The sequence below is a fragment of the Pseudonocardia sp. DxW genome, assembly GCF_058448985.1.
Genome location: NZ_JBZFLK010000012.1, coordinates 1 through 21,530 on the forward strand (window position 1 = coordinate 1; position 21,530 = coordinate 21,530).

The following is a 21,530-nucleotide window of genomic DNA, read 5'->3' on the forward strand; positions in this document are numbered from 1 at the left end:
CCGCGAGCAGGGCGAGTGCCTCCCGCACGTACCGGTAGACCGTCGACGTGCCGATCTCGAACCCACAGGCGAGGTCGGCATAGGTCTCGCCCTTGGGGGTCGGCTGGTCGATCGACGCCTCGCCGACCGCGGCGCTGGTCACCAACGCGCTCGGGATGGCGATCGAGTCCCGGACCCCGCCGGCCGGGGCGGTGATCCACTCCGACCGCGGGACCCAGTTCGGGTCCTGGGCGTTCACCGACCGGGCCAAAACCTCCGGGCTGGTGCCGTCGATGGGCAGCATCGCGGACTGCTTCGACAACGCCGTCATCGAGTCGTTCTGGTCACGCATGCAGGTCGAGCTGCTCGACCGGCGACGGTGGAAGACCCGCATCGAGCTGGCCAACGCGATCTTCGAGTACCTCGAGATCTGGCACAACCGGCGCCGGCGGCACAGCGCCCTGGGCTGGCTGTCACCGCTAGAGTTCGAGACGCAGAACAAGATCGTCGTGGCCTAGATTCCAGTCATCTGACTCCGCTGAACCCGGGGCGCCCCAGAAGCGGCACCGAACCCGGGACGGTTCAAACCAACCTCAGCTATACCGGAAAGTTGACAGTCCCCCACCCACATCACGCCGCTCGCCCCGACCACCCCGGATCACGCCGGCCGTGCGCGCCGGCGACCGGAACGCCGCTGCGACGGGCGCCGTCAGGCGTCCGCGGTCAACCGTGCCCTGGCCAGCCGCTCGACCAGCTCGGGCAGCGCACCGACCGGGCTGCCCCGCAGGTCCTCGCACGCCTCACGAACCGCCGCGCGGACCGCGTCCGGCGACGTGCCGGGCCCCAGCTCGGCCAGCAGCCGGGCGATCGCGTCGGTGGCCCGGGCGAGGTCCGGGTTCACCGGCGGGCCCGATCGACGACCCGCCCGGTGCCTGCGCCACACGCCCCTGTGAACCGCCCGATCACCCGCATGGCCGCCTCCGCCCGTCCGTCCCGGTCGTGCACGACACCGGAATACCCGGCCCGCGGCGGATCATGCGCGGGTTCGCGACGGGGTGGCTCAGCCGGGCGTGCGCACGGCCGGGCCGGGATCGGGCAGCCCCCGGCGGACCAGTCTGCGCAGCAGCGCGTCCACCGGCCCGGGCCGGTCGAACCGTTCCAGGACGGTCGCGACCAGCACCGACGCCGACCAGGCGAGCACCGCCGCCAGCGCCGCCCCGGCCTCCCCGGTCCCGGCGCCGAACCCGAGGAACGTCTGCGACAGCAGGCCGACCAGCAGGAACGACTGCAGCAGGTAGCAGGTCAGGGAGCGCCGTCCGGCCGCCGCGAGCGGGCGCAGCAGGACCGGCGGCCCCGCCCCCTGCAGGCGCGCACCGAGCAGGCCGAACGCCGCCGCGTAGCCCAGTCCGCCGGCCAGGCCGGACAGGATCTGCAGCAGCGTCGCCGCCGGTGCGAGCCCGGCCGGCAGCACGTCCTGCTCGACCAGGACCAGCGGCACCGCGGCCAGCACCGCCACCGGGATGCCCACCCACGCCAGCCTGCGCAGCAGCCCGGCGTACCGGCCGGCGTCCGCCAGCACCCGGTGCCGTCCGGCGAGCACCCCGATCAGCAGCGCGACCAGCACCGGCCACACCACGACGTTGGACAGCACCGCCACCAGCCAGACGATCAGCCGGACGACCAGCCCCTCGACGTCGTGCCCGAGCATGCCGGGCGCGTACGGGCCGCTCGCGCCGTCGTCGACCGCGCCCAGGCTGAACAGCACGATCGCGACGCTGTTCACCGCGAGCAGCAGGTACCCGGCCCGGCGCACCGTCGCGTCCGGCCGGAACACCAGCCCGGCGACCAGCAGCAGCGCCAGCCCGTAGGCGCCGAGGATCTCGATCGGCGCCACCAGCAGCGCGTGCACCAGGCCGAACACCAGCAGCCAGCGTCCGCGGCGGCGGATCGAGCGGCGCGCGTCCCGCTCGGACACCCCGGCGGCCCGCAGCCGGGTCACGCTCAGCACCAGGCCGTAGCCGAGCAGCGCGGCGAACATCGGGTACGCCCGGCTGTCCACCAGCAGCGTCGACCCGACCGCGACCACGGTGTCCGCGACCGACGGGACCGGCGGCGTGCCGGTCAGGTAGAGCGGGGCGTGCGCGAGCACGATCAGCAGCAGCATCGCGCCGCGGGCCAGATCGGGCGCGACCATCCTGGGGGCGCTCATCGGTTCCCCTCCGATCCGTGCGGCGGGTCGAGCAGGCCGTGGTGCAGCGCCCGCAGCACGGCCCGGGTGCGGTCCCGGGTGCCGAGCTTGAGCAGCACGCTGGACACGTGGTTCTTGACCGTCCCCTCGGCCAGGAACAGCACCTGCGCGATCTCCCGGTTCGCGTAGCCGCCGGCGAGCAGCCGCAGCACCTCCAGCTCGCGCTCGGAGAGCTCTTGGACCGGGGTGCCGTCGTCGATCGGGTTGGGGCTGTCGCGCACCGTGCGCAGCAGCCGCTCGGTGATCGCCGGGCTGATCAGGGTGCCGCCGCCGGCGAGCGTGCGGACGGCGCCGACCAGCTGCTCCAGGGTGACGTCCTTGAGCAGGTAGCCGCGGGCGCCGGCGCGCAGCGCACGCAGGACCAGCTCGTCGTCGTCGAAGGTGGTAAGGACCAGGACCGGCACGTCGAGACCGCGGGTGCGCAGCTCGTCGAGCGCCCACAGCCCGTCGTGGCGGGGCATCCGCAGATCCAGCAGGACGACGTCGGGGGCATGCTCGACGACGGCCGCGACCCCTTCCGCACCGTCCGACGCCTCGGCGACCACTTCGATGTCGCCCGGGATGTCGAGCAGCCCGCGGATCCCGTGCCGGACCAGCGTCTGGTCGTCGACCAGGCAGACCCGCAGGCTCACGGCAGCACCGCCGTCACCGTGAAGCCGCCGCGCGGCGTGGCGGCGCCGAAGTCGACGGTCCCGCCGAACGCGCCGGTCCGCTCGGCGAGCCCGCGCAGGCCGTTGCCGGGGACGATCTCGCCGGTCGCGCCCCGGCCGTCGTCGCGGGCGTGCAGCCGCAGCCCGCTCCCCGGCGCGGGGTCGATCTCGATCCAGACGTTCGTCGCGTCCGCGTGCCGGATCGCGTTGGTGAGGATCTCCTGCACGCAGCGGACCACGGCGACGGTGTGCTCCTCGTCGGCCTCGACGCCGTCGGCGACGCTCAGGTGCACCGCGGGCCGCGGGAGCTCCCGGGTGATGCGCTGCAGCGTCCCGGCCAGGTCGGGGGCCCGCCTGCGCAGCTCACCCACCGTCGAGCGGACGTCGGCGAGCAGGTCCCGGGCGATGCCGCGGGCCCGCTCGACGTGCTCGGTGTTGTCCGCGCGGTGGGTGGCGATCTCCAGCTCCAGGGTGAGCGCGGTGAGCTGGTGCCCGACGAGGTCGTGCAGCTCCCGGGAGATCCGCAGCCGCTCCTCGGCGCGGCTGGTCTCGGCGAGCACGGCGCCGGCCGCGGCCAGCTCCGCGTGCGCCTCGGCGAGCTGGGCCCGGGACCGCTCCTCCCGGTGCAGCGCCACCAGCAGCAGCACCGACGACAGCTGCAGCATCAGGTAGATCGCGCCCGCGGTCAGCGCTCCGGCGAGGCCCTGGTTGCCGGCGAGCATCCCGACCAGGACGACCACGCCGCAGTTGAACGCCACGATCGCGGCGGTCACCCGGAACGGCACCTGGAAGACCGACAGCGCGGCGGTGAACACCAGCAGGATCGGCAGCCAGCCGAACGTCGGCGCGAGCAGCACCAGTGCGGCGGCGGCCAGCACCAGCACGAGCAGCAGCCAGCGGCTCACGACCGGCCCGACCCACTCGTCCAGCCAGCCGCCGAGCACCAGCGCGGCCAGGAAGACCGCGTACAGCACCCACCACAGCCAGGTCGGTCCCAGCGGCCTGCCGCCGTCCGGGTCGAGCTGTTCGAGGGCCATCGGCACGGCCAGGAGCAGGCAGAGCGCCGTCATGATCGCGCCGGCCACGACGTTCGGGTCGATCCTGCGCATACCGGGCACAGTAGACGGGCGGACAAGCCGCCCCGGAGTGCCGGAAGTCATGGGTGCCGGTCACGACGTCCGGCACTCACCGCGGGGCCCGGCCGCCGGACAGGGTGTGTGCCATGGATGCGATCGAGGTGCACGACCTGCACAAGCGCTACGGGGACCGGGTGGCCGTCGACGAGGTCGGGTTCACCGTCCGGGCCGGATCGGTGACCGGGGTGCTCGGCCCGAACGGGGCCGGGAAGACCACCACCGTCGAGTGCGTCGCCGGACTGCGCCGGCCGGACCGCGGCATCGTCCGGGTGCTCGGTCTCGACCCGTGGCGCGACCGGCGCGCGGTCCGCGCGGTGCTCGGCGTGCAGCTGCAGGAGGCGGCGCTGCACGACATGCTCACCGCCGGCGAGCTGGTCCGGCTGCACCGCGCGCTGCACCGCACCGGCCGCGATCCCGGCGAGCTGCTCGACGCGGTCGGCCTGGCCGGGCAGGCCGGCACCCGGTTCGACCGGCTCTCCGGCGGCCAGCAGCAGCGGCTGTCGGTGGCCGTCGCGCTGGTCGGGGCGCCCCGGGTGGTGATCCTCGACGAGGTCACCACCGGGCTCGATCCGCGCTCCCGGGACGGGATCCTGGACGTGGTGCGCGACCTGGCCGCGAACGGCGTCACGGTGCTGCTGGTGACCCACCGGACCGACGAGATCGAGCGGCTCTGCGACCGGGTGCTGCTGTTCGACGCCGGCCGGGTGATCGCCGACGCGACGCCGGCCGGGCTGGTCGAGGAGGCCGGCCTGGCGCAGCAGGTGCGGTTCCGGACGGCCGGCGGGTTCGACCGGGCCGCGCTGCTCGCGCTGCCCGGGGTCGGCGAGGCGCAGCGGGTGGGGGAGGAGGTCACCGTCGCCGGGACCGGCGACCTGCTCGGGCCGGTCGGGGCCGAGCTGGTGCGCCAGGGCGTCGTCGCGAACGGGTTGCGGGAGGAACGGCCGAGTCTCGACGACGCCTTCCTGGAACTGACCGGACGCCGGCTGGGGGCCGGCCAGGACACGGAGGTGCCGGCATGACCACGACAGAAACGACCCGCACGGCCCGCCCGGCCGGGACGCCGCTCGCCGGCTGGACCGCGCTGATCGCTGCCGAGGCGCGGATGGTCGCCCGGGACACCGCCGGGCTGATCGTCCCGTTCGCGCTGCCGCTGCTGATCCTGGCGATGATCGGGCTGACCATGCCGGATGTCCCGCCGCAGGCCCTGGACGGGCGGACCCCGCTGGAGGCGGTGGGCATCCCGATCGCCGCGGCGACCGTGCTGGGGCTGGTCGGCGTGGTCAACGTGCCGAGCTTCCTGGCGACCTACCGGCGCAGCGGGGTGCTGCGCAGGCTCGGCGTCACCCCGGCCGGCCCGGCGCCGGTGCTGGTGGCCCAGGCCGTCGTCGGGCTCGCCCAGGCCATGGCCGGGATCGGGCTGGCGCTGCTGGTCGCGGTGCTCGGTTTCGGCGCCGGGATGCCCGCGTCGCCGTGGGCCGCGTTGGGCGGACTGCTGCTGGCGACGGCGGCGTTCTTCGCGCTCGGCGCGCTGGTCGCCGCACTGGCACCGACGACGAACGCGGTGATCGCGGTCGGCCTGGTGATCTTCCTGGGCACCGGGGCGGTCGGCGGGATGTTCGGGGACCCGTCCGCGCTGCCCGGCCCGCTCGCCGAGATCGGGCGGGTGCTGCCGTTCGGTGCGACGGTGGAGGTGCTCGGGACCGCCTGGCGGGGGGTGCCGCCGGACCTCGGCGCGGTGGCCGGCCTCGCCGTCACCGCGGTCGTCGCGGCGGCCGGGGCGGCCCGCTGGTTCCGCTGGGGATGAGCCCGGAGCCGGGTCCGGCCGTCACGAGGGGGACGGCCGGACCCGGTCTTTGTGCACCGGGACCGAACGCGGCGCGCAGCTTCGTTCCCGGGACCGAAGGAACGTGACGGCGATCTCCCTACCGTTCCCCACGTCCGTCAGAGCCGACGCGAGGGAGAGCCGCCGTGAAGACCTACCCGCTGGCAGAACCGGTGGACGGGAAGGACACCTGGCAGGACGGCAAGCGCTACGCCTGGCTGCTGGGCCTGGTCGTCCCGGTCCTGCCGTTCCTCGCGATCGGGCTGCACCAGCTCACCGGACTGTCGGTGATGCTGTGGCTGGGCCCGATCGTCGTACTGATGATCGTCCCGGCGATCGACCTGTTCGCCGGCGAGGACCCGACGAACCCGCCGGACGAGATCATGGCCGACCTGGAGGAGGACCGGTACTACCGCTGGGTCACCTACGCCTACCTGCCGATCCAGTATGCGGGCCTGGTCACCGGCATCTGGTACATCGCCTCGGCCGGGGCGCCGACGATCGGCAACATCGGGCTCGCGATCACCCTCGGCACCGTGTCCGGGATCGCCATCAACACCGCGCACGAGCTGGGCCACAAGCGGGAGGACGTCGAGCGCTGGGCCGCGAAGATCGCGCTCGCGCCGTGCTTCTACGGCCACTTCTACGTCGAGCACAACCGCGGCCACCACGTCCGCGTGTCCACCCCGGAGGACCCGGCGTCGGCCCGGATGGGGGAGAACTTCTACCGGTTCTGGCCGCGCACCGTGTTCGGCTCGCTGGCCAGCGCCTGGCGGCTGGAGCGCAAGCGCTACGCCCGCCGCGACCGGCACCCGTTCCGGATCGGGAACGACGTGCTCAACGCCTGGCTGATGTCGGTGGTGCTGTGGGGCGCGCTGATCGCGCTGTTCGGCTGGGGCGTGCTGCCCTACCTGCTGGTCCAGGCCGTTTTCGGGCTGACCCTGCTGGAGCTGGTCAACTACATGGAGCACTACGGGATGCTGCGGCAGAAGGTCGGCCCTCCGGACCGCCGCCGCTTCGAGCGGGTCACCCCGGCGCACTCGTGGAACTCCAACAACATCGCCACCAACGTGCTGCTCTACCACCTGCAGCGGCACTCCGACCACCACGCGAACCCGACCCGCCGGTTCCAGGCGCTGCGCGACTTCCCGGACGCCCCGGTGCTGCCGACCGGCTACGCCGGGATGATGCTGGTCGCCCTGCTGCCGCCGGTGTTCCGCCGGATGATGGATCCGCTGGTGATCGCGCACTACCGCGGCGACCTGCGGCTGGCGAACCTGTACCCGGCGAAGCGGGAGAAGCTGCTCGCCGCGTACCCGCCGCCCGCCGACGAGATCCCGCAGGAGCAGGCCGACACCGCCCGCCGGAAGCAGGCCGACGGCGTGAGCGCGACCCGCTGCCCGGGCTGCGGCTACGTCTACGAGGTCGCCGCCGGCAACGAGGCCGAGGGGTTCCCGGCGGGCACCGCCTGGTCGGAGATCCCGGACGACTGGACCTGCCCCGACTGCGGGGTCCGCGACAAGGTCGACTTCGTCGCCCTGGACCGAGAGGGCGTGTGAGATGCGGATCGTCGCCGACGTCGGTGCCTGCGAGGGCTACGGGATGTGCGAGGCCATGGCCGACGGGTACTTCGAGATCGGCACCGACGACGTGGTGGTGGTGCACGACGAGCACCCGCCGGAGGCCGACCGGGAGCACGTGCACGCCGCGGTGGCGGCATGCCCGGCCCGGGCGCTGCGCCTGGAGGGGTGAGCGCGCACCGCCCACGGCCGCCGCCCGCGCTACTGTGCCGCCCGTGACACCGGTCACCGACACCCTGGCCCGGCTCGCGGGCACCGTCCGCGACGACGTCGGCGCGCTCGCCGCGCACGTCCTCACCGAGATCGACGCCGGGCTGCCCGACCTCGGCCGGGACCCGCGGTCCCGGGAGCTGCTGGTCGGCACGATCGAGGGTTCGCTGGAGGGGGCGCTGGCGGTCATCGCCGACGGCGGCGACCCGGACGACGCGCCGGTCCCGCCGGCCGCCACCGAGTTCGCCCGCCGGCTGGCCCAGCAGGGCGTCCCGGTGACGGTGGTGCTGCGCGCCTACCGGCTCGGGCAGGCCGCGTTCCAGCGGGTGCTGATCTCCCGGATCGAGGACGCCGGGCTCGGCGCCGGGGAGATCGCGGCCGCCGTCGGGGAGCTGTCGACGGTGGCGTTCGGCTACGTCGACCGGATCTCCGAGTCGATGGTCGCGGTGCACCAGGCCGAGCGGGACGGCTGGGTGCGCCGCCGGGACGCCGCCCGCCTCGCCATGGTCGACGCCGTGCTGGCCGGGCGGGGCGGGACCGCCGCCGAGGTGGAGCGGGTGCTCGGGCACCCGGTCACCGGCGAGCACCTCGCCGCCGTCTTCTGGTCCGACGCGGCCGATCCCGGCCGGGCGCTGGAACGGGCGGTCGCGGTCGTCGGGGAGACGCTGGGCGGCGGGCGGGCGCCGCTGGTGGTCGCACCGGACGGGGCCACCCTGTGGGCGTGGTACCCGGGCCCGGTCGGTCCGGCCGACCCGGTGCCGGACCCGGGCGAGGTGTTCGTGGCGCTCGGCACCCCGGAACACGGCCTGGACGGGTTCCGCCGCTCGCACCGCCGGGCCCGGCAGGCGCAGGCGGTCGCCGCGGCCGCCGACCCGGCGGACCGCCGCCCGGTCACCCCGGCCGCCGCGCTCGGGCCGCTGGTGCTGCTCGGCGGCGACGTCGAGCTGCTGGCGTCGTGGGTGCGGGAGGTGCTGGGGGATCTCGCGATCGACGACGATGCGCACGAGCGGCTCCGCGCCACCGTCGACGCCTACCTGCGCTCCGGCGGCAGCCTGGCCGGCGCGGCCGCGGAGCTGCACCTGCACCGCAACTCCGTGCAGTACCGGCTGCGGCGGGCCGAGGAGGTGCGGGGGCGGCCGCTCGCCGAGGGCCGGACGGACGTCGAGGTGGCGCTGCTGGCCTGCCGGTTCCTGGGCCGGGTGGTGTTGCGGGAGGGGTGAGGAGCCCGCTCAGAGCTCCCCGGCGAGCAGGTCGTCGTCGCTGATCAGGCAGTCCACCGGCAGGGTGAGGACGACGGCGGGCCCGCGCCGTGGATCGGGCGCGGCGCAGTGCGGGCAGTGCACCCCCGGGAGGTCGTCGCGGCGGATCGCCCGGCACAGCGGGACGACGGTGGCGGACGGCGTCGGCTCGGACATCGGGCGGCACCTCCGGAACGCGGCTCGTGTTACGTGCACGTTACCGGATAGGTGTGGTCCGGCTCACGTCCGAGTCGCGGGGGACCCCGGCCCGGGCGGCGATCATGCACCACAACCCGTAGCGTTGTCCGGTATGTGGAAGATCGTCGGATTTCTCGTCGCCGTGTACCTGGTGTTCGCCGTGCTCGGCGTGATCATCGAGGGTCTGGTGTGGCTGACCGTCCTGGCCGGGGTGGCGTTCCTCGGGACGGTGGCCTACGGCGCGATCAAGGGGCGCTCGGACAAGCAGATCCGGTAGCGGCGAACTCCCGGTACAGCCGGACGTGCCGGTCGGCCGCCGCCGTCCAGGAGTGGCGGGCGGCGAGCTCCCGGCCGGCGCGTTCCCGGGCCGGGTCCGGCCCGGCGACGGCCGCGGCGAGCCCGGCCGCGAAGCCGGCCGGATCGGCGGCGAACCGGGCGGCCGGGCCGAACACCTCGCGCAGCACCGGCAGGTCGCGGGTCACCAGCGGCACCCCGGCGGCGAGCGCCTCCATCGCGGCGAGGCCGAACCCCTCCTTGACCGACGGGAACGCGAACGCGGCGGCGCCCGCCATCAGGCCGGGCAGGTCGTCGTCGTCGACCGGGCCGAGGATCTCCGGGGTCACACCCAGCTCGGCGGCCCGCGCGAGCACCGACGCCCGGTAGTCGCGGTAGTCGAACAGCGTCTCGCCGCCGCCGACGACCAGCCGCAGCCCGGGCAGCAGCGCCATCGCCTCGACCAGGTCGGCGGTGCCCTTGCGCGGCTCGATCCCGCCGACCGAGAGCACGTAGCGGCCGAACCGCTCCCGCCACGGACCGCCGTCGGCGCGGGCGAAGCGGGCCGCGTCGACGCCGTTGCCGATCACGGTGGCGTCCCGGCCCCAGCCGTCCCGGACCTCCGCGCCGACCGCCCGGGACACGCACACCAGCGCGGCCGGGGAGGCGATCGCGCGCTCGTGGCAGGCGACCAGCTCGGGGGTGCTGAACTCGTCGACGTGGTGCACGGTCCGCAGCAGCGTCCGGTAGCCGTGCGCGCGGCCCTCGGCGTTGGCGGACAGGCAGTCCTGCGCGTGCCGGATGCCGGCGCCGGGCGCCCGGCCGAGCGCGTCGGCGAGCAGGTCGATCGAGCGCAGGATGCGGGCGCCGACCGGCTCGCCGTCGAGATCGGGCACCGGGACCAGATGCACCCGCACCCGGGGGTCGACCGGCCGGAAGAAGCCGGTGTCGCCGCCGCGGGCCAGCGAGTACACGGCGACGTCGTGCCCGGCGGCGGCCAGCGCCTCGGCCAGCGCCAGGGTGTGCACCACCCCGCCGCGCGGCTTCGTCGAGTACGTCGAGAGCCGGATCCGCAGCCGGTCAGCCACGGTAGAGGTCCGGCCGGCGTTCCTTGAGGTGGTGCAGCACCGCCCGGGCCGCGCCGATCATGCCGTCCGGGTCGACGTCGGCGACCGCCAGGCCGCCCTTCGACCACGTCCTGGCCAGGATCTCGCCGCCCGGCCCGACCACCTTCGCCCGGCCCAGGAAGTGCAGCGAGCCGTTGCGCCCGCTCTGGTTCGCCGACAGCAGCAGCACCTGGTTCTCCGCGGCCCGCGCCTGGTCGTAGAGGTCGAACAGCCGGGCCTGCCGGTCCTGCGCCATCCGCGGGGCCCGGTTGGTCAGCGACGTCGGCCACGCGGACAGGCAGGCGACCAGCTCGGCCCCGTCCAGGGCCAGCGAGCGGGCCGACTCCGGGAACGTCTTGTCGTGGTCGATCAGCATGCCCATCCGGCCCGCCGGGGTGTCGAACGCGGTGAACCCGTCACCGGGGGTGAACAGCGCGGCGACGCCCGCCGGATGGTGCACCTTTCGGTGCCGGCCGAGCACGCCGTCGCCGGTCAGGCAGACGGCCGCGTTGTAGCGCCCGCCGTCCGGCCCGGCCTCGCAGAACCCGAGGCACACCACCATGTCCCCGGCCAGCTCCACGACCGCGCGCACCTCGGGGCCGTCCGGGTCGAGCGCGGGCGGCAGCGCGGTGCCGTCGGCCCGGGCCGGATCGGGGACGCGCAGGTCGTCCAGGTAGCCGCCGAGCGCCCCGTCCGGCAGCGCCAGCACCGAGACGCCCGCCTCCCGCGCGTGCGCGACGATCACCCCGATGCGTTCGAGATCGAACGCGACGTCCCGGGTGAAGTTCGCCGCGGCCGCGGCGACCCGCACCGCTCACACCCCCGCGGCGACGGGCCGGGGGCCGTAGGCGTCCGGCCGGCGGTCGCGCAGGTGGCTCATGTAGCGGCGGGCGGCGTCGACGGCCGCGTCGACGTCGACCGACGCCACGGCCAGCCCGGCCTCCGGCCCGGTGGTGGCGAGGATCTCGCCGCCCGGGTCGACGACCTTCGCCGCGCCGACGAGCTGCATGTCGCCGAACGTACCGGCCTGGTTCGCCGAGACCCAGACGATCTGGTTCTCCAGGGCGCGGGCCCGGTCGTGCAGGTCGAACCGGCGCGCCCAGCGGTCCTCGGCGAGCACCGGCGCCCGGTCGGTGCGCGACGCCGGCCAGGCAGACATGCACACGACGGTGCGGGCACCGTCCACGGCCAGCGCCCGGGCCGCCTCCGGGAACGCCTTGTCGTAGCAGATCATCATGCCGATCCGGCCGACCGGTGTGTCGAACGCGGCGAACCGGTCACCGGCCGCGTACGAGGCGTTCTCGTTCAGCGGCTGGTGCACCTTGCGGTGCCGGCCCAGCACGCCGTCGCCGGTGACGGCGACGCAGCTGTTGTACGGCAGCCCGCCGGACCCGGCGTCCCCGGCCTCGCAGTACCCGGCGGTGACGACCATGTCCCCGGCGAGCGCGGCGAGCCGCCGGATCTCCGGCCCGTCCGGGTCGAGCCGGGGCGGGCCGTCGGCGACGTCGCCGTGCAACGACGACAGGTAGCCGCCGAGCGCGGCCTCCGGCAGCGCGAGCAGCTGCACACCCCGCGACCGCGCCTCGGCGACGGTCGCGGCGACCCGGACGAAGTCCTCCTCCAGGTCGCGCACGAAGCCCTGGGCGGCGGCGGCGAACGTCGTCGCGGTCACCGGGCCACCCCCGCCGGACCCATCCCGGTGACCGGGCCGGGTGCGGCGTCGGTCAGCTCGCCGTCCGGCCAGCGCAACCGGACCCCGGCGCCGTCGACCAGCTCGCCGCAGACGGCGGACACGGCCGGACCGGCCTGTGGCGCCGGCGCGCCCGGGGCGTCCGCGGTGAGCATGCCGAACCCGGGGAAGCAGGTGAACCAGTCGCCGACGCTCGCGCCGTCCGGGCGGGGGACGGCGGCGACGTCGAGCAGCGCGCCGGTGCCGGACGCCTCGGCGAGCATGCCGAGGGTCCCGGTGATGCCGGCCATCGAGACGTCCTTCGCGGCGGCCGGGCGGTGTGCCGCGGCGGGCCCGATCGCCCCGACCATCGCGGACAGCTCGGCGCGGGAGCGGGTCGTCGTCGAGTCCCACTGCCGGCCGCCGTAGCCGGGCCGCCAGCCGCCGCCGAGATCGGTGGTCAGCCGGACCCGGTGCCCGGGGCGTCCGCCGCCGCCGGGGACCGGATGCGCGGTGCGGCCGAGCGCGGTCAGCGACAGCGCGGCGGGCACGTCGAGCTGGGTGTGCCCGCCGAGCAGCGGGACGCCGTAGGCGTCGGCGGCGGCCCGCACCCCGGACAGCACCCGGTGCGCGAACGACGCGTCCCGGGCGCCGAGCGCGTCGAGCAGCCCGATCGGGGTGGCGCCCATCGCGGCGAGATCGTTGACGTTGACCAGGACGCCGGCCCAGCCCGCCCACTCCGGGTCGCGCTCGACCATCGCCGGGACGATCGCGTCGCAGCAGGCGACCAGGTCGGTGCCGGGCACCGGGGCGCCGTCGTCGCCGACGAACCCGGCCGGGCCGAGCGCGCCGAGCAGCGCCCCGAGCGGGGCCTTGGTCGCGGTCGCGAGCGCCCGGACCCGGGTGATCGGCCAGCGCATCCGCAGGTGTGCGACGCCGGCGACCTCGGTGTGCCGCACCTGCTCCCAGCCGAGCCGGGTGAACAGGGCTGCGTTGCGGGTCTGCACGTCGGCGTCGAACCGCAGCGCGCCCGCGGTCTCGGCGCGGGCGCAGGCGGCGCGGACCAGCGCGGCGCCCACCCGGGCGCCGGCCCGGCTCCGCGCACCCGGCGCGACGACCAGCCGGCTGCCGGTCCACCAGCCGATGTCCGGGCCGTCCGGGGCCGCCGGCCCGAGCCGGACACCGCCGAGCAGCTCGCCGGCGCCGTCGTGGGCGAGCAGGACGACCGCCCGCGGATCGGCGTCGTGGTCGTCGAGATCGGCGGCGGCCGAGTCGGCGAACAGGCCCTGCTCGCGGCAGAACACAGCGCGCCGCAGCCGCCGGTACTCCGCGACCAGCCGGTCGTCGCCGTCGGTCGCGCGCGCCTCGGTGACGTGCAGGTCGGCGGTGCCGGCCCGGCTCGCCGGGCGGCCGCCGAGCAGCTCGTCGGCGATCCAGCGGGAGGTGCGGGTGAGGTGGGTCTCCACGGTTCAGCCCCCCGCCGCGGACAGCGCGCTGCACGCCCCGCAGGCGGCGCAGCCCGCGGCCTGGTCGGAGCCGCGCATCCCGGAGCCGCGCAGCTCGGCGGCGACCCGGGCGGTGACGTCGGCGAGCAGCGCCGGATCGGGACCGGGCACGCCGTCGTCGAACGCCAGGGTGCCGGGGATCGGACGGTAGGGGACGACGAACGGGTACACCCCGCCGGCGATCAGGCCGGCCGCACCGGCGACCAGCTCGTCCGGGTCCTCGCCGAGCCCGACGATCAGGTAGGTGGAGACGGTGTTCGGGCCGAACACCCGCACCGCCTCGTCCCAGGCCAGCCGGTACTGCGCCAGCGGGACCGTCGCCTTGCCGGGCATCCAGCGCCGCCGCACCTCGTCGTCGAGGGACTCGACGTGGATCCCGATCGCGTCCGCGCCGGCCTCGTGCAGCTCGGTGAGCACGGCGAGATCGTCGGGTGCCGGTGGCTCGCACTGCACCTGCACCGGGAGCCCGGGCACCGCCGCCTTGATCGCGCGCACGCAGCGCACCAGGTGCCGGGCGCCGCGGTCGCGGCCGTTGGAGGTGCCGGTGGTGAGCACCATCTGGCGGACCCCGTCGAGCCGGACGGCGGCCTCGGCGACCTCGGCGAGCTGCTCCGGGGTCTTCACGGCGGTGGTGGCGCCGGTGCGCAGCGACTGCTCGATCGCGCAGAACCGGCAGCGGTCGGCCTCACCGTAGCGCACGCAGGTCTGGACGACGGTGGAGGCGAGCACGTCGTTGCCGTGCAGCCGGGCGATCTGCTCGTAGGAGACGCCGTCGGCGGTCCGCAGGTCGTAGAAGGCGGGCCGGTCGACGGTCTCGACGGCGACGCCCATGTCGGTGATCCCGCCCCCGGGATCGTTGCGGACGAGCCTGCCGCCGCGCAGCCGGAACGGCGAGTCCGCGACGATCGGGACGGTGGTCTTCAGGCCGTCGACGAGCACGTGCCCGTCGGCCGACGGGCCGGCGCCGCCGGGGCGGCGCAGCGGGATCGACGACCCGAGATCGGTGACGCGCCCGGCGGGTGCCGGCTCGGGATCGATCGCGACCCCGCGGACGGCCATCTCGGCGCGGGCCTGCAGGCCGAGATCGGTGTCGTGGGACGACGGAGCGGACATGCGGCGGACCTCCAGGGGCGGGCGGTGTGCGCTCGGGAGCGGTTGTCGCGGCCGATCCGGCCGCGACAACCACCCGCGATCCTCAGAGCTGGTAGGTCGAGTTGATGATCGCGCCCTTGCGGGCGTAGTGGATGAGCGCGTCCTGGACGTCGAGCGGGTGGGTCGGGATGACGCCCTCGATGAGGTCCTCCTCGCGGGCGCCGTGCAGCGAGAGCCCGAACCGGCAGCAGTAGACCTTGCCGCCCTCCCCGAGGAACGTCTTCAGCTGGTCGTTGATGTTGTGCTCGCCGGGGAACGCGGACGTGCCGGTGGTCGGGAACCCGCGGGTCGCCAGGCAGTTCAGCGAGCCCGGCCCGTAGAAGTACATGGCGGACTCGAATCCCTTGCGCAGCGCGCGGGTCGCCTGCAGCACGGCCACGAAGCTCACCGACGACTCGTGCGCGATGCCGTGCACCAGGGTGAAGTAGGTCTCGCCGTCCTCGGCCTGCAGGTCGGGGAAGACCTTGGTGCCGCCGTAGATGCTGGAACCCTCGGGCAGCGAGGGGTGCGGGATCTCCTCGAGGCTCTTCTTCTCGACGTCGGACAGCTCGGCGCTGGTCATGTTCTCGGCTCCTCGATGATGTGACGGGTTTTCCGTACGGTTCGCGGGAAAGCCGGGAGTAGCGATTCCGGCTCCGGCACCGACAACGACACCAGTGCCGCGTTTCGGAAATGTTGTCGGCGGACTACGTCGGCAATTCCGGATCGGCGATGTGTGACGGTCGCGTTGCGTAACACCGGGAAATGTTCCGGTAGTCCGGCCGACACGATTCCGCAATAGAACGGGTCGACCGTGGTGTCCCGGCAGGAGTGCGACGACGTGAGCGAGGGAGTGCCGATGACCGCGGTGGTGCACAGGGACGCGCGACCGGCACCGGTGTCCGATCTGGACGGTGAGCACCGGCCGGTGGTGGTCGTCGGCGGCGGTCAGTCCGGGCTGGCGATGAGCCGCTGCCTGGGCGTGCGCGGCATCGACCATCTCGTGCTGGAGCGCGACGTCGTCGCCTCCTCCTGGAAGCGGTACCGCTGGGACACGTTCTGCCTGGTCACCCCGAACTGGCAGTGCGACCTGCCGGACTTCCCGTACGCCGGCGACGACCCGCACGGGTTCATGGTGCGCGAGGAGATCATCGGCTACCTGGAGGCATACCGGGAGTTCGTCGATCCGCCGCTGCGCGAGGGCGTCACGGTCACCCGGCTGACCCGCGACGAGCGCGGCACCTTCACCCTGGAGACGACCGCGGGGACCTGCACCGCCGACCAGGTCGTCGTCGCCACCGGCGGCTACCACACGCCGGTCGTCCCGTCGCTGACCGAGCCGCTGCCGACGGGGATCACCCAGGTGCAGTCCCAGGACTACCGCAGCGGCGCGCAGCTGCCGCCCGGCGAGGTGCTCGTCGTCGGATCGGGGCAGTCCGGCGCGCAGATCGCCGAGGACCTGCACCTGGAGGGCAGGCGGGTGCACCTGGCGGTCGGCAGCGCGCCGCGGGTGGCCCGCTTCCACCGGGGCCGGGACGTCACCGACTGGCTCGACGAGATGGGCTACTACCGGATGCCGGTCACCGAGCACCCGCGCCGGGAGGCCGTCCGCGCCCAGGCGAACCACTACGTCACCGGCCGCGACGGCGGCCGCGACATCGACCTGCGCCGGTTCGCCGCCGAGGGGATGCGGCTCTACGGCTCGCTCGCCGACCACGCCGGCGGCGCGCTGCGCTTCCGGCCGGACCTGGCGGCCGCGCTGGACCATGCCGACGAGGTCTGCGAGTCCATCAAGGACACCATCGACGCGCACATCGAGCGGAACGGCATCGACGCGCCGCCGGGGGAGCGCTACACCCCGGTCTGGTGCCCGGAGCAGGAGACCACCGAGCTGGCGCTGGACGGCAGCGGGATCACCTCGGTGGTCTGGTGCGTCGGGTTCCGGCAGGACTTCGGCTGGATCGACGTGCCGGTGTTCACCGGCCGCGGGACGCCCGTGCACATCCGCGGCGCCACCTCCGTGCCCGGGCTGTTCTTCCTCGGCCTGCCCTGGCAGTGGACCTGGGGCTCGGGCCGGTTCTCCGGCGTCGGGCAGGACGCCGGGTACCTCGCCGAGCGGATCCGCTCGCAGCGCGGGCTGGTCACCACCGGCGGCCGCGGGGACGTCTGCAACGTGCTGGCGCTGGGATCCTGAGTGGACCCGTCCGATCTCGGCGGGCGGCCCGGGCTCGGTCCGGTGCTGCCGCCGTCGCGGGTGGAGCCGGAGCCGCCGTTCGGCCGGCCCTGGGAGGGCCGGGCGTTCGCGCTGGCCGTGCTCACGATGGGCCGGATCTCCGGGCGCAACCTCGACGCGTTCCGGTACGCGCTGTCCCGGCTGGACCGGGCGGCCTACTTCGACGACGGCTACTACGGCCGCTGGCTCAACGCCGCCGAGCTGATGCTCACCGACTCGGCGCTGCTGGCCCCCGGCGCGGTGGACGCGCGGGCCCGACGGCGGCGCGGGGAGGACGTCACCGAGCCGCCGGTGCCGGAACCGGCGCGGCCGGACTACGCGCCGACCGGGCCGGGATCGCTGCGTGCGCTGGACCGCCCGCCCCGGTTCGGCCCGGGTGACCCGGTCCGGGTGCTGACCCGGCGACCCTGCGCCGGGACCGGGCCGTTCAAGGTGCCCGGCTACCTGCGCGGCCGGGCCGGGACGGTGGTCGCGGTGCGGCCGCCGCACGTGCTCCCGGACACGCACGCCGTGTTCGCCGGGGAGCACCCGCAGCACGTGCACACCGTCGCGTTCGGCTCCGCCGAGCTGTGGGGTCCCGGCGCGGAGGAGGCCACCGTGCACGCCGACCTGTTCGAGATCCACCTGGAGCCGCGATGACCGACGACCGGATCCCGCCCGCGCTGCGCACCGAGGCCCTCGAGGAGCTGCTCGTCGAGCGCGGGCTGGTCGATCCGGCGGTGATGGACGGGTTCGTCCGGACCTACGAGAACGACGTCGGCCCGCTCAACGGCGCCCGGGTCGTCGCCCGCGCCTGGACCGATCCGGAGTTCCGGGGGTGGCTGCTGCGCGACGGCACCGCCGCGATCGCCTCGCTCGGGTTCACCGGGCCGCAGGGCGAGCACATGGTGGTGCTGGAACAGACCGGACAGGTGCACCACGTGGTGGTCTGCACGCTGTGCTCCTGCTACCCGTGGCCGGTGCTCGGCCTGCCGCCGAGCTGGTACAAGGACCCGTCCTACCGGGCCCGGGTGGTACGCGAGCCGCGCACGGTGCTCGCCGAGATGGGGCTCGACGTCCCCGCCGGGCGGCGGATCGAGGTGTGGGACTCCTCGGCGGAGGTCCGCTACCTGACGCTGCCGCGGCGCCCGGCGGGCACCGCGGGCATGACCGAGGACGAGCTGGCGGCGCTGGTCACCCGGGACGCCATGGTCGGGGTCGCCGAGATCGGCCCGGCCGGGGCGGCCGCATCGTGACCGGCCGGGCCGGCCGCACCGGGACCGCCGGGGCCCCTGGGGCCCCTGGGACCACACTGGACACCAGCGGGCCGGCCGCGCCGCCGCGGTCCAACGGCGAGCTGGTGTTCGCCGAGCCGTGGGAGGGGCGTGCCTTCGGGATGGCGGTGACGCTCGCCGAGAGCGGGCTGATCGGCTGGGACGGCTTCCGCGACCGGCTGGTCGCCCGGATCGCCGAGGCCCCGCAGCGGGCCTACTACGTGAGCTGGCTGGCCGCGCTGGAGGACGTGCTCGTCGGGGCCGGGCGGATCGGCTCCGACGACCTCGGCGTCCGCGCGGCGCGGCTCGCCGACCGTCCGGCCGGGCACGACCACGGCCAGGCTCACGCCCACAGCCACAGCCGTCCGGCATGATCCTTTAGCCGGTGCGACGCACGGTGGCAAAGCCTCATCCCCGACCGGGTGCACGAATCACCCCCGCGGTGTCACCGCCGGGTAACCGTTTGCCTTCCGTACCGCCGGAGGCCCCGGGAGCGGTTAACGTGCAGGCCATGGGTGGATCCGGGTCACTGGTCCTGAGGACCGTGGCCTGGTGCGCGGGCGTGCTGCTGGCCGGTGCCGGACTGCTCACCGCGCTCGTCGTCGGGGTCGGTGCTCTGGTCGGCCCCGAGGAGGCGCACTCCGACGACCGCCCGGACACCGCGCTGCAGGAGTTCACCCGGCTCGCCGCCGACGACCCCGGTGCGGCGCTGCGCGCGTGCACCCCTGCCCGCGGTACCGACTTCGACGCCCTCGCCGCCGCGCTGTCGCCCGGTGCCGTGCCGGGGGAGCAGCGCTTCGCCGTGACCGAGGGGCCACTGCTGTTCCTGTCCGCCCCGGTGGACGGCGACGATCTCGTCGAGCGCGACGGCGACCGGACCGTGTGGGTCTACGGCGGGCAGGGGTTCGCCGCCGTCACCGACGACGCCCGCAGCCTCTCGCCGGACCTGCCCGGTCCGGCGTTCTACGGGGTGGACGCCGAGGCGTCCGGCGTGGTCCGGGTCGCCACCTGCGTCGAGGCCGCGCTGCGGGCAGAGGCCGGCGGGGTCGCGGCCGAGCAGGGACCGGCCCTGCCGGTCGGCGGCGGCGCGGACGGTCGCTGAGGTGCGGGGTCGCCGAGCTGCGGCCGGTCAGCCGCCGGGCAGGATCATGCAGCTCGACGTGGCCTCGCCCAGCAGCTTCCCGCCGGCGTCGGTCAGCTCGGCCCTGGCGAGCGCCGTCCGCCGCCCGGAATGCACGACGTGCCCGGTGCAGGTCACGGTGCCGGTGTCGACGGTGATCCGGCGCAGGAAGCGCACCGACAGGTCCAGGCTGGTGTAGCCGGTCCCGGCGGGCAGCGTGGAGTGCACCGCGCAGCCGCACGCCGAGTCGAGCAGGGTGGCGTAGACGCCGCCGTGCACCGAGCCGATCGGGTTGTACTGGTGCTCGGCCGGCTCGAACTCGAAGACCACCCGGCCCGGCTCCGCGGACACCGGCCGGAACCCGACCAGGCTGCCGATCGGGGCGCCGGGCAGCCGGCCGTCGGCGATCCGGCGCAGGAACTCCAGGCCGTCGAGCTCGGTGGCGGCGGCGGCCAGCGCGGCCGGATCGGACCACTCGTGCTCGCGCCTCCGGGTGGCGCCGGCTGCAGAGCCGGCGGAGGTGTCGGCGGTCATGGTTCCTCCGGGTCGGGTGCGGGGGAGCCCGGCGTGGCGCCGGCGCCGGGTTCGAGCAGCACGCGATCGCCCGCGCCGAGCCGGTGGCCGTCGGCGCAGACGCTCACCAGTCGCACCGGGGCGCCGCAGCCGGCGTGCCTGCGCACCACCGGCGGCCCCTCCGGGCCGGCCAGGTGCCGGTCGCCGAAGTCCATCATCGCGGCGAGCACGACGCCGAGATCCCGGCCGCGCCGGGTCAGGTGGTACTCCGGGCGGGTACGCGAACCGGGCTCGCGGTACTCCGACCGCTCGACGATCCCGGATCCGACCAGTGTGGACAGTCGCCGGCTGAGGACGGTGCGGGCGATGCCGAGGCCGCGGGCCAGGTCGTCGAACCGGTGGATGCCGCGGCCCAGGTCCCGCACGACGAGCACCGCCCACGGGTCGGACAGCAGCGTCATCGTGCGTGCCACCGAGCAGGCCGGGCCGGTGGCCGTCCGCCGGGTTTCCATCGCGACTCCTGGGTATTGACGAGCTACTCAGGTGGGACGATAGCCCCCACCGAGCCGCCGGAGAAGCGGATGTGACTCAGCCCGGTTCGCCGCGGCCCTTGCGGTAGCCGATCCAGAGCAGGTCCAGCAGGGCGATCACCGCGACCACCGCGAGAACGACGCCGAACCAGCGGAGCCCGGCGGCCACCGCCAGCACGGTGCCGCCCGCGGCCACGACGAGCCCGAAACCTGCGAGCAGCGCCCGCAGGGTGAGCGCGCTGCGCGCCGGGGACGCGCCGCCGATCCCGGCCGTCGGATCGTGGTGGTCGGGCAGCCCGCGGCGGTAGTGCGTCCGGTCGTCGGTCATCGATGGCACCTCCCTCGTGACGGACGTGTCGGGTACCCGCGACGGCGCCGTCCACACCCGGGTGGACCGGACCGGCATCGGGTGATTGAGCCGTCGCGCAACGGGAAGCCGGGGAGGGCACACACCGACGCGAACGAGGAGGAGAACACCGTGACCAACGAACTCGACGGCCGGACGGTCGCGATCCTGGCCACCGACGGCGTGGAGCTGGTCGAGCTCGTCCGGCCCCGCGACGAGCTGCGCCGGGCCGGGGCTCGGGTGGACGTCGTGTCGCTGTCCACGGACCCGATCCGGTCCATGAACGCCGACATCAACCCGGCCGAGAAGGTCGACGTCGACCGGGCCGTCGCGGACGTGTCCGCCGACGACTACGACGCGCTGGTGCTGCCCGGCGGCACGGTCAACCCGGACAACCTGCGCGCCGACCCGGCCGCGGTCGCGTTCGTGCAGGCGTTCTTCGTCGCCGGCAAGCCGGTCGGCGCGATCTGTCACGGCCCGTGGACGCTGATCGAGGCCGACGTCGTCCGCGGCCGGACGCTTACCTCGTACCCGAGCATCCGGACCGACCTGCGCAACGCCGGCGCCACCGTCGTCGACGAGCAGGTGGTCTGCGACGAGGGCCTGGTCACCAGCCGCAACCCGGACGATCTCGACGCGTTCTGCGCGAAGCTGATCGAGGAGTTCGAGGAGGGGCGCCACCCGGTGCACCCGGCCGGCGCCACCGCTTGATCCGCGCGCGCCGACGGGCCCGGACCTCCCGTGGGTGCCGGGCCCCGTCGTGCGTCCGCCGATCAGCCCCCGACCCCGT

At 75.1% G+C, this 21,530-nt stretch carries 27 protein-coding genes and 2 pseudogenes; 14 read left to right on the forward strand and 15 right to left on the reverse strand.

The window, feature by feature from the left end:
- Positions 1–91 (reverse strand): annotated as a pseudogene (locus ACVJO7_RS19200) (transposase family protein); the annotation flags it as partial.
- A 64-nt stretch (positions 92–155) separates the two neighbouring features.
- On the opposite strand from ACVJO7_RS19200, the pseudogene ACVJO7_RS19205 reads away from it, so the two are divergent.
- Positions 156–230: pseudogene (locus ACVJO7_RS19205) on the forward strand (hypothetical protein); the annotation flags it as partial.
- 42 nt (positions 231–272) lie between these two features.
- On the forward strand, positions 273–497 hold the full coding sequence (locus tag ACVJO7_RS19210; protein WP_491674185.1) for an IS3 family transposase: 225 nt from the start codon (positions 273–275) through the stop codon (positions 495–497).
- Positions 498–688: 191 nt separating this feature from the next.
- Here ACVJO7_RS19210 and ACVJO7_RS19215 read toward each other — a convergent pair whose 3' ends face one another.
- From ACVJO7_RS19215 to ACVJO7_RS19230, 4 genes are all read right to left on the reverse strand, one after another.
- A complete protein-coding gene (locus tag ACVJO7_RS19215) occupies positions 689–880 on the reverse strand; it encodes a three-helix bundle dimerization domain-containing protein (RefSeq protein ID WP_344022153.1) in 192 nt (63 codons plus the stop codon).
- A 159-nt stretch (positions 881–1,039) separates the two neighbouring features.
- The gene (locus ACVJO7_RS19220; protein ID WP_491674027.1) at positions 1,040–2,188 is read right to left on the reverse strand and encodes a DUF418 domain-containing protein; all 1,149 of its coding nucleotides are present in this window, start codon (positions 2,186–2,188) and stop codon (positions 1,040–1,042) included.
- Complete coding sequence (locus ACVJO7_RS19225) at positions 2,185–2,859, reverse strand: response regulator (RefSeq protein WP_491674028.1); 675 nt, start codon at positions 2,857–2,859, stop codon at positions 2,185–2,187. Before ACVJO7_RS19225 ends, ACVJO7_RS19220 begins: the two co-directional genes overlap by 4 nt.
- Positions 2,856–3,986, reverse strand: a complete 1,131-nt coding sequence (locus ACVJO7_RS19230; RefSeq protein WP_491674029.1) for a sensor histidine kinase — start codon at positions 3,984–3,986, stop codon at positions 2,856–2,858. Before ACVJO7_RS19230 ends, ACVJO7_RS19225 begins: the two co-directional genes overlap by 4 nt.
- Before the next feature lie 113 nt (positions 3,987–4,099).
- Here ACVJO7_RS19230 and ACVJO7_RS19235 point away from each other — a divergent pair, with 113 nt between their 5' ends.
- The 5 genes from ACVJO7_RS19235 (at position 4,100) to ACVJO7_RS19255 (ending at position 8,845) form a co-directional block, all read left to right on the forward strand.
- A complete protein-coding gene (locus tag ACVJO7_RS19235; RefSeq protein WP_491674030.1) occupies positions 4,100–5,032 on the forward strand; it encodes an ABC transporter ATP-binding protein in 933 nt (310 codons plus the stop codon).
- A complete protein-coding gene (locus ACVJO7_RS19240) occupies positions 5,029–5,817 on the forward strand; it encodes an ABC transporter permease (RefSeq protein ID WP_491674031.1) in 789 nt (262 codons plus the stop codon). Before ACVJO7_RS19235 ends, ACVJO7_RS19240 begins: the two co-directional genes overlap by 4 nt.
- A 164-nt stretch (positions 5,818–5,981) precedes the next feature.
- Entirely contained in the window at positions 5,982–7,394 is a 1,413-nt protein-coding gene (locus tag ACVJO7_RS19245) for a fatty acid desaturase (RefSeq protein WP_491674032.1), read from the forward strand.
- 1 nt (position 7,395) lies between these two features.
- A complete protein-coding gene (locus ACVJO7_RS19250) occupies positions 7,396–7,587 on the forward strand; it encodes a ferredoxin (RefSeq protein ID WP_491674033.1) in 192 nt (63 codons plus the stop codon).
- Between the two features lie 43 nt (positions 7,588–7,630).
- Positions 7,631–8,845, forward strand: coding sequence for a PucR family transcriptional regulator (locus ACVJO7_RS19255; protein WP_491674034.1), 1,215 nt, complete (start codon positions 7,631–7,633; stop codon positions 8,843–8,845).
- Positions 8,846–8,854: 9 nt separating this feature from the next.
- On the opposite strand, the gene ACVJO7_RS19260 is transcribed toward ACVJO7_RS19255, so the two are convergent.
- On the reverse strand, positions 8,855–9,040 hold the full coding sequence (locus ACVJO7_RS19260) for a hypothetical protein (RefSeq protein ID WP_344022171.1): 186 nt from the start codon (positions 9,038–9,040) through the stop codon (positions 8,855–8,857).
- A gap of 133 nt (positions 9,041–9,173) precedes the next feature.
- On the opposite strand from ACVJO7_RS19260, the gene ACVJO7_RS19265 reads away from it, so the two are divergent.
- A complete protein-coding gene (locus tag ACVJO7_RS19265; protein ID WP_344022173.1) occupies positions 9,174–9,338 on the forward strand; it encodes a hypothetical protein in 165 nt (54 codons plus the stop codon).
- Here the strand turns inward: ACVJO7_RS19265 and ACVJO7_RS19270 are convergent.
- The 6 genes from ACVJO7_RS19270 to ACVJO7_RS19295 all read right to left on the reverse strand — a co-directional run bounded on the left by ACVJO7_RS19270 (position 9,307) and on the right by ACVJO7_RS19295 (position 15,328).
- The gene (locus tag ACVJO7_RS19270; protein ID WP_491674035.1) at positions 9,307–10,422 is read right to left on the reverse strand and encodes an MSMEG_0565 family glycosyltransferase; all 1,116 of its coding nucleotides are present in this window, start codon (positions 10,420–10,422) and stop codon (positions 9,307–9,309) included. The genes ACVJO7_RS19265 and ACVJO7_RS19270 overlap by 32 nt on opposite strands.
- Entirely contained in the window at positions 10,415–11,251 is an 837-nt protein-coding gene (locus ACVJO7_RS19275) for a carbon-nitrogen hydrolase family protein (protein WP_491674036.1), read from the reverse strand. Before ACVJO7_RS19275 ends, ACVJO7_RS19270 begins: the two co-directional genes overlap by 8 nt.
- Positions 11,252–11,254: 3 nt before the next feature.
- Positions 11,255–12,112 carry a carbon-nitrogen hydrolase family protein gene (locus ACVJO7_RS19280; RefSeq protein WP_344022179.1) on the reverse strand — a complete coding sequence of 286 codons (858 nt, stop codon included), beginning with the start codon at positions 12,110–12,112 and terminating at the stop codon, positions 11,255–11,257.
- The gene (locus ACVJO7_RS19285) at positions 12,109–13,575 is read right to left on the reverse strand and encodes an MSMEG_0567/sll0787 family protein (RefSeq protein WP_491674037.1); all 1,467 of its coding nucleotides are present in this window, start codon (positions 13,573–13,575) and stop codon (positions 12,109–12,111) included. Before ACVJO7_RS19285 ends, ACVJO7_RS19280 begins: the two co-directional genes overlap by 4 nt.
- Before the next feature lie 3 nt (positions 13,576–13,578).
- Positions 13,579–14,727, reverse strand: a complete 1,149-nt coding sequence (locus ACVJO7_RS19290; protein WP_491674038.1) for an MSMEG_0568 family radical SAM protein — start codon at positions 14,725–14,727, stop codon at positions 13,579–13,581.
- Between the two features lie 82 nt (positions 14,728–14,809).
- The gene (locus ACVJO7_RS19295; protein ID WP_344022184.1) at positions 14,810–15,328 is read right to left on the reverse strand and encodes an MSMEG_0572/Sll0783 family nitrogen starvation response protein; all 519 of its coding nucleotides are present in this window, start codon (positions 15,326–15,328) and stop codon (positions 14,810–14,812) included.
- Positions 15,329–15,586: 258 nt separating this feature from the next.
- Between ACVJO7_RS19295 and ACVJO7_RS19300 the strand changes: the two genes are divergently transcribed.
- From ACVJO7_RS19300 to ACVJO7_RS19320, 5 genes are all read left to right on the forward strand, one after another.
- Positions 15,587–16,939 (forward strand): MSMEG_0569 family flavin-dependent oxidoreductase, encoded by a 1,353-nt coding sequence (locus ACVJO7_RS19300; RefSeq protein WP_491674039.1) that lies wholly within the window; start codon positions 15,587–15,589, stop codon positions 16,937–16,939.
- Positions 16,940–17,617: an SH3-like domain-containing protein gene (locus ACVJO7_RS19305; RefSeq protein WP_491674040.1), complete on the forward strand. Its 678-nt coding sequence runs from the start codon at positions 16,940–16,942 to the stop codon at positions 17,615–17,617.
- Positions 17,614–18,213, forward strand: coding sequence for a nitrile hydratase subunit alpha (gene nthA / locus ACVJO7_RS19310; protein WP_491674041.1), 600 nt, complete (start codon positions 17,614–17,616; stop codon positions 18,211–18,213). The genes ACVJO7_RS19305 and nthA overlap by 4 nt, the downstream gene beginning before the upstream one ends.
- Positions 18,210–18,605, forward strand: a complete 396-nt coding sequence (locus tag ACVJO7_RS19315) for a nitrile hydratase accessory protein (RefSeq protein WP_491674042.1) — start codon at positions 18,210–18,212, stop codon at positions 18,603–18,605. The genes nthA and ACVJO7_RS19315 overlap by 4 nt, the downstream gene beginning before the upstream one ends.
- Before the next feature lie 137 nt (positions 18,606–18,742).
- Positions 18,743–19,333, forward strand: coding sequence for a hypothetical protein (locus ACVJO7_RS19320; RefSeq protein WP_491674043.1), 591 nt, complete (start codon positions 18,743–18,745; stop codon positions 19,331–19,333).
- Between the two features lie 27 nt (positions 19,334–19,360).
- Here ACVJO7_RS19320 and ACVJO7_RS19325 read toward each other — a convergent pair whose 3' ends face one another.
- From ACVJO7_RS19325 to ACVJO7_RS19335, 3 genes are all read right to left on the reverse strand, one after another.
- Positions 19,361–19,885 carry a PaaI family thioesterase gene (locus ACVJO7_RS19325; RefSeq protein WP_491674044.1) on the reverse strand — a complete coding sequence of 175 codons (525 nt, stop codon included), beginning with the start codon at positions 19,883–19,885 and terminating at the stop codon, positions 19,361–19,363.
- Complete coding sequence (locus ACVJO7_RS19330) at positions 19,882–20,376, reverse strand: winged helix-turn-helix transcriptional regulator (protein WP_491674045.1); 495 nt, start codon at positions 20,374–20,376, stop codon at positions 19,882–19,884. Before ACVJO7_RS19330 ends, ACVJO7_RS19325 begins: the two co-directional genes overlap by 4 nt.
- A gap of 76 nt (positions 20,377–20,452) precedes the next feature.
- Positions 20,453–20,722: a DUF6343 family protein gene (locus ACVJO7_RS19335; protein ID WP_491674046.1), complete on the reverse strand. Its 270-nt coding sequence runs from the start codon at positions 20,720–20,722 to the stop codon at positions 20,453–20,455.
- Between the two features lie 150 nt (positions 20,723–20,872).
- Between ACVJO7_RS19335 and ACVJO7_RS19340 the strand changes: the two genes are divergently transcribed.
- Positions 20,873–21,451: a type 1 glutamine amidotransferase domain-containing protein gene (locus ACVJO7_RS19340; RefSeq protein WP_491674047.1), complete on the forward strand. Its 579-nt coding sequence runs from the start codon at positions 20,873–20,875 to the stop codon at positions 21,449–21,451.
- Positions 21,452–21,530: the final 79 nt, after the last annotated feature.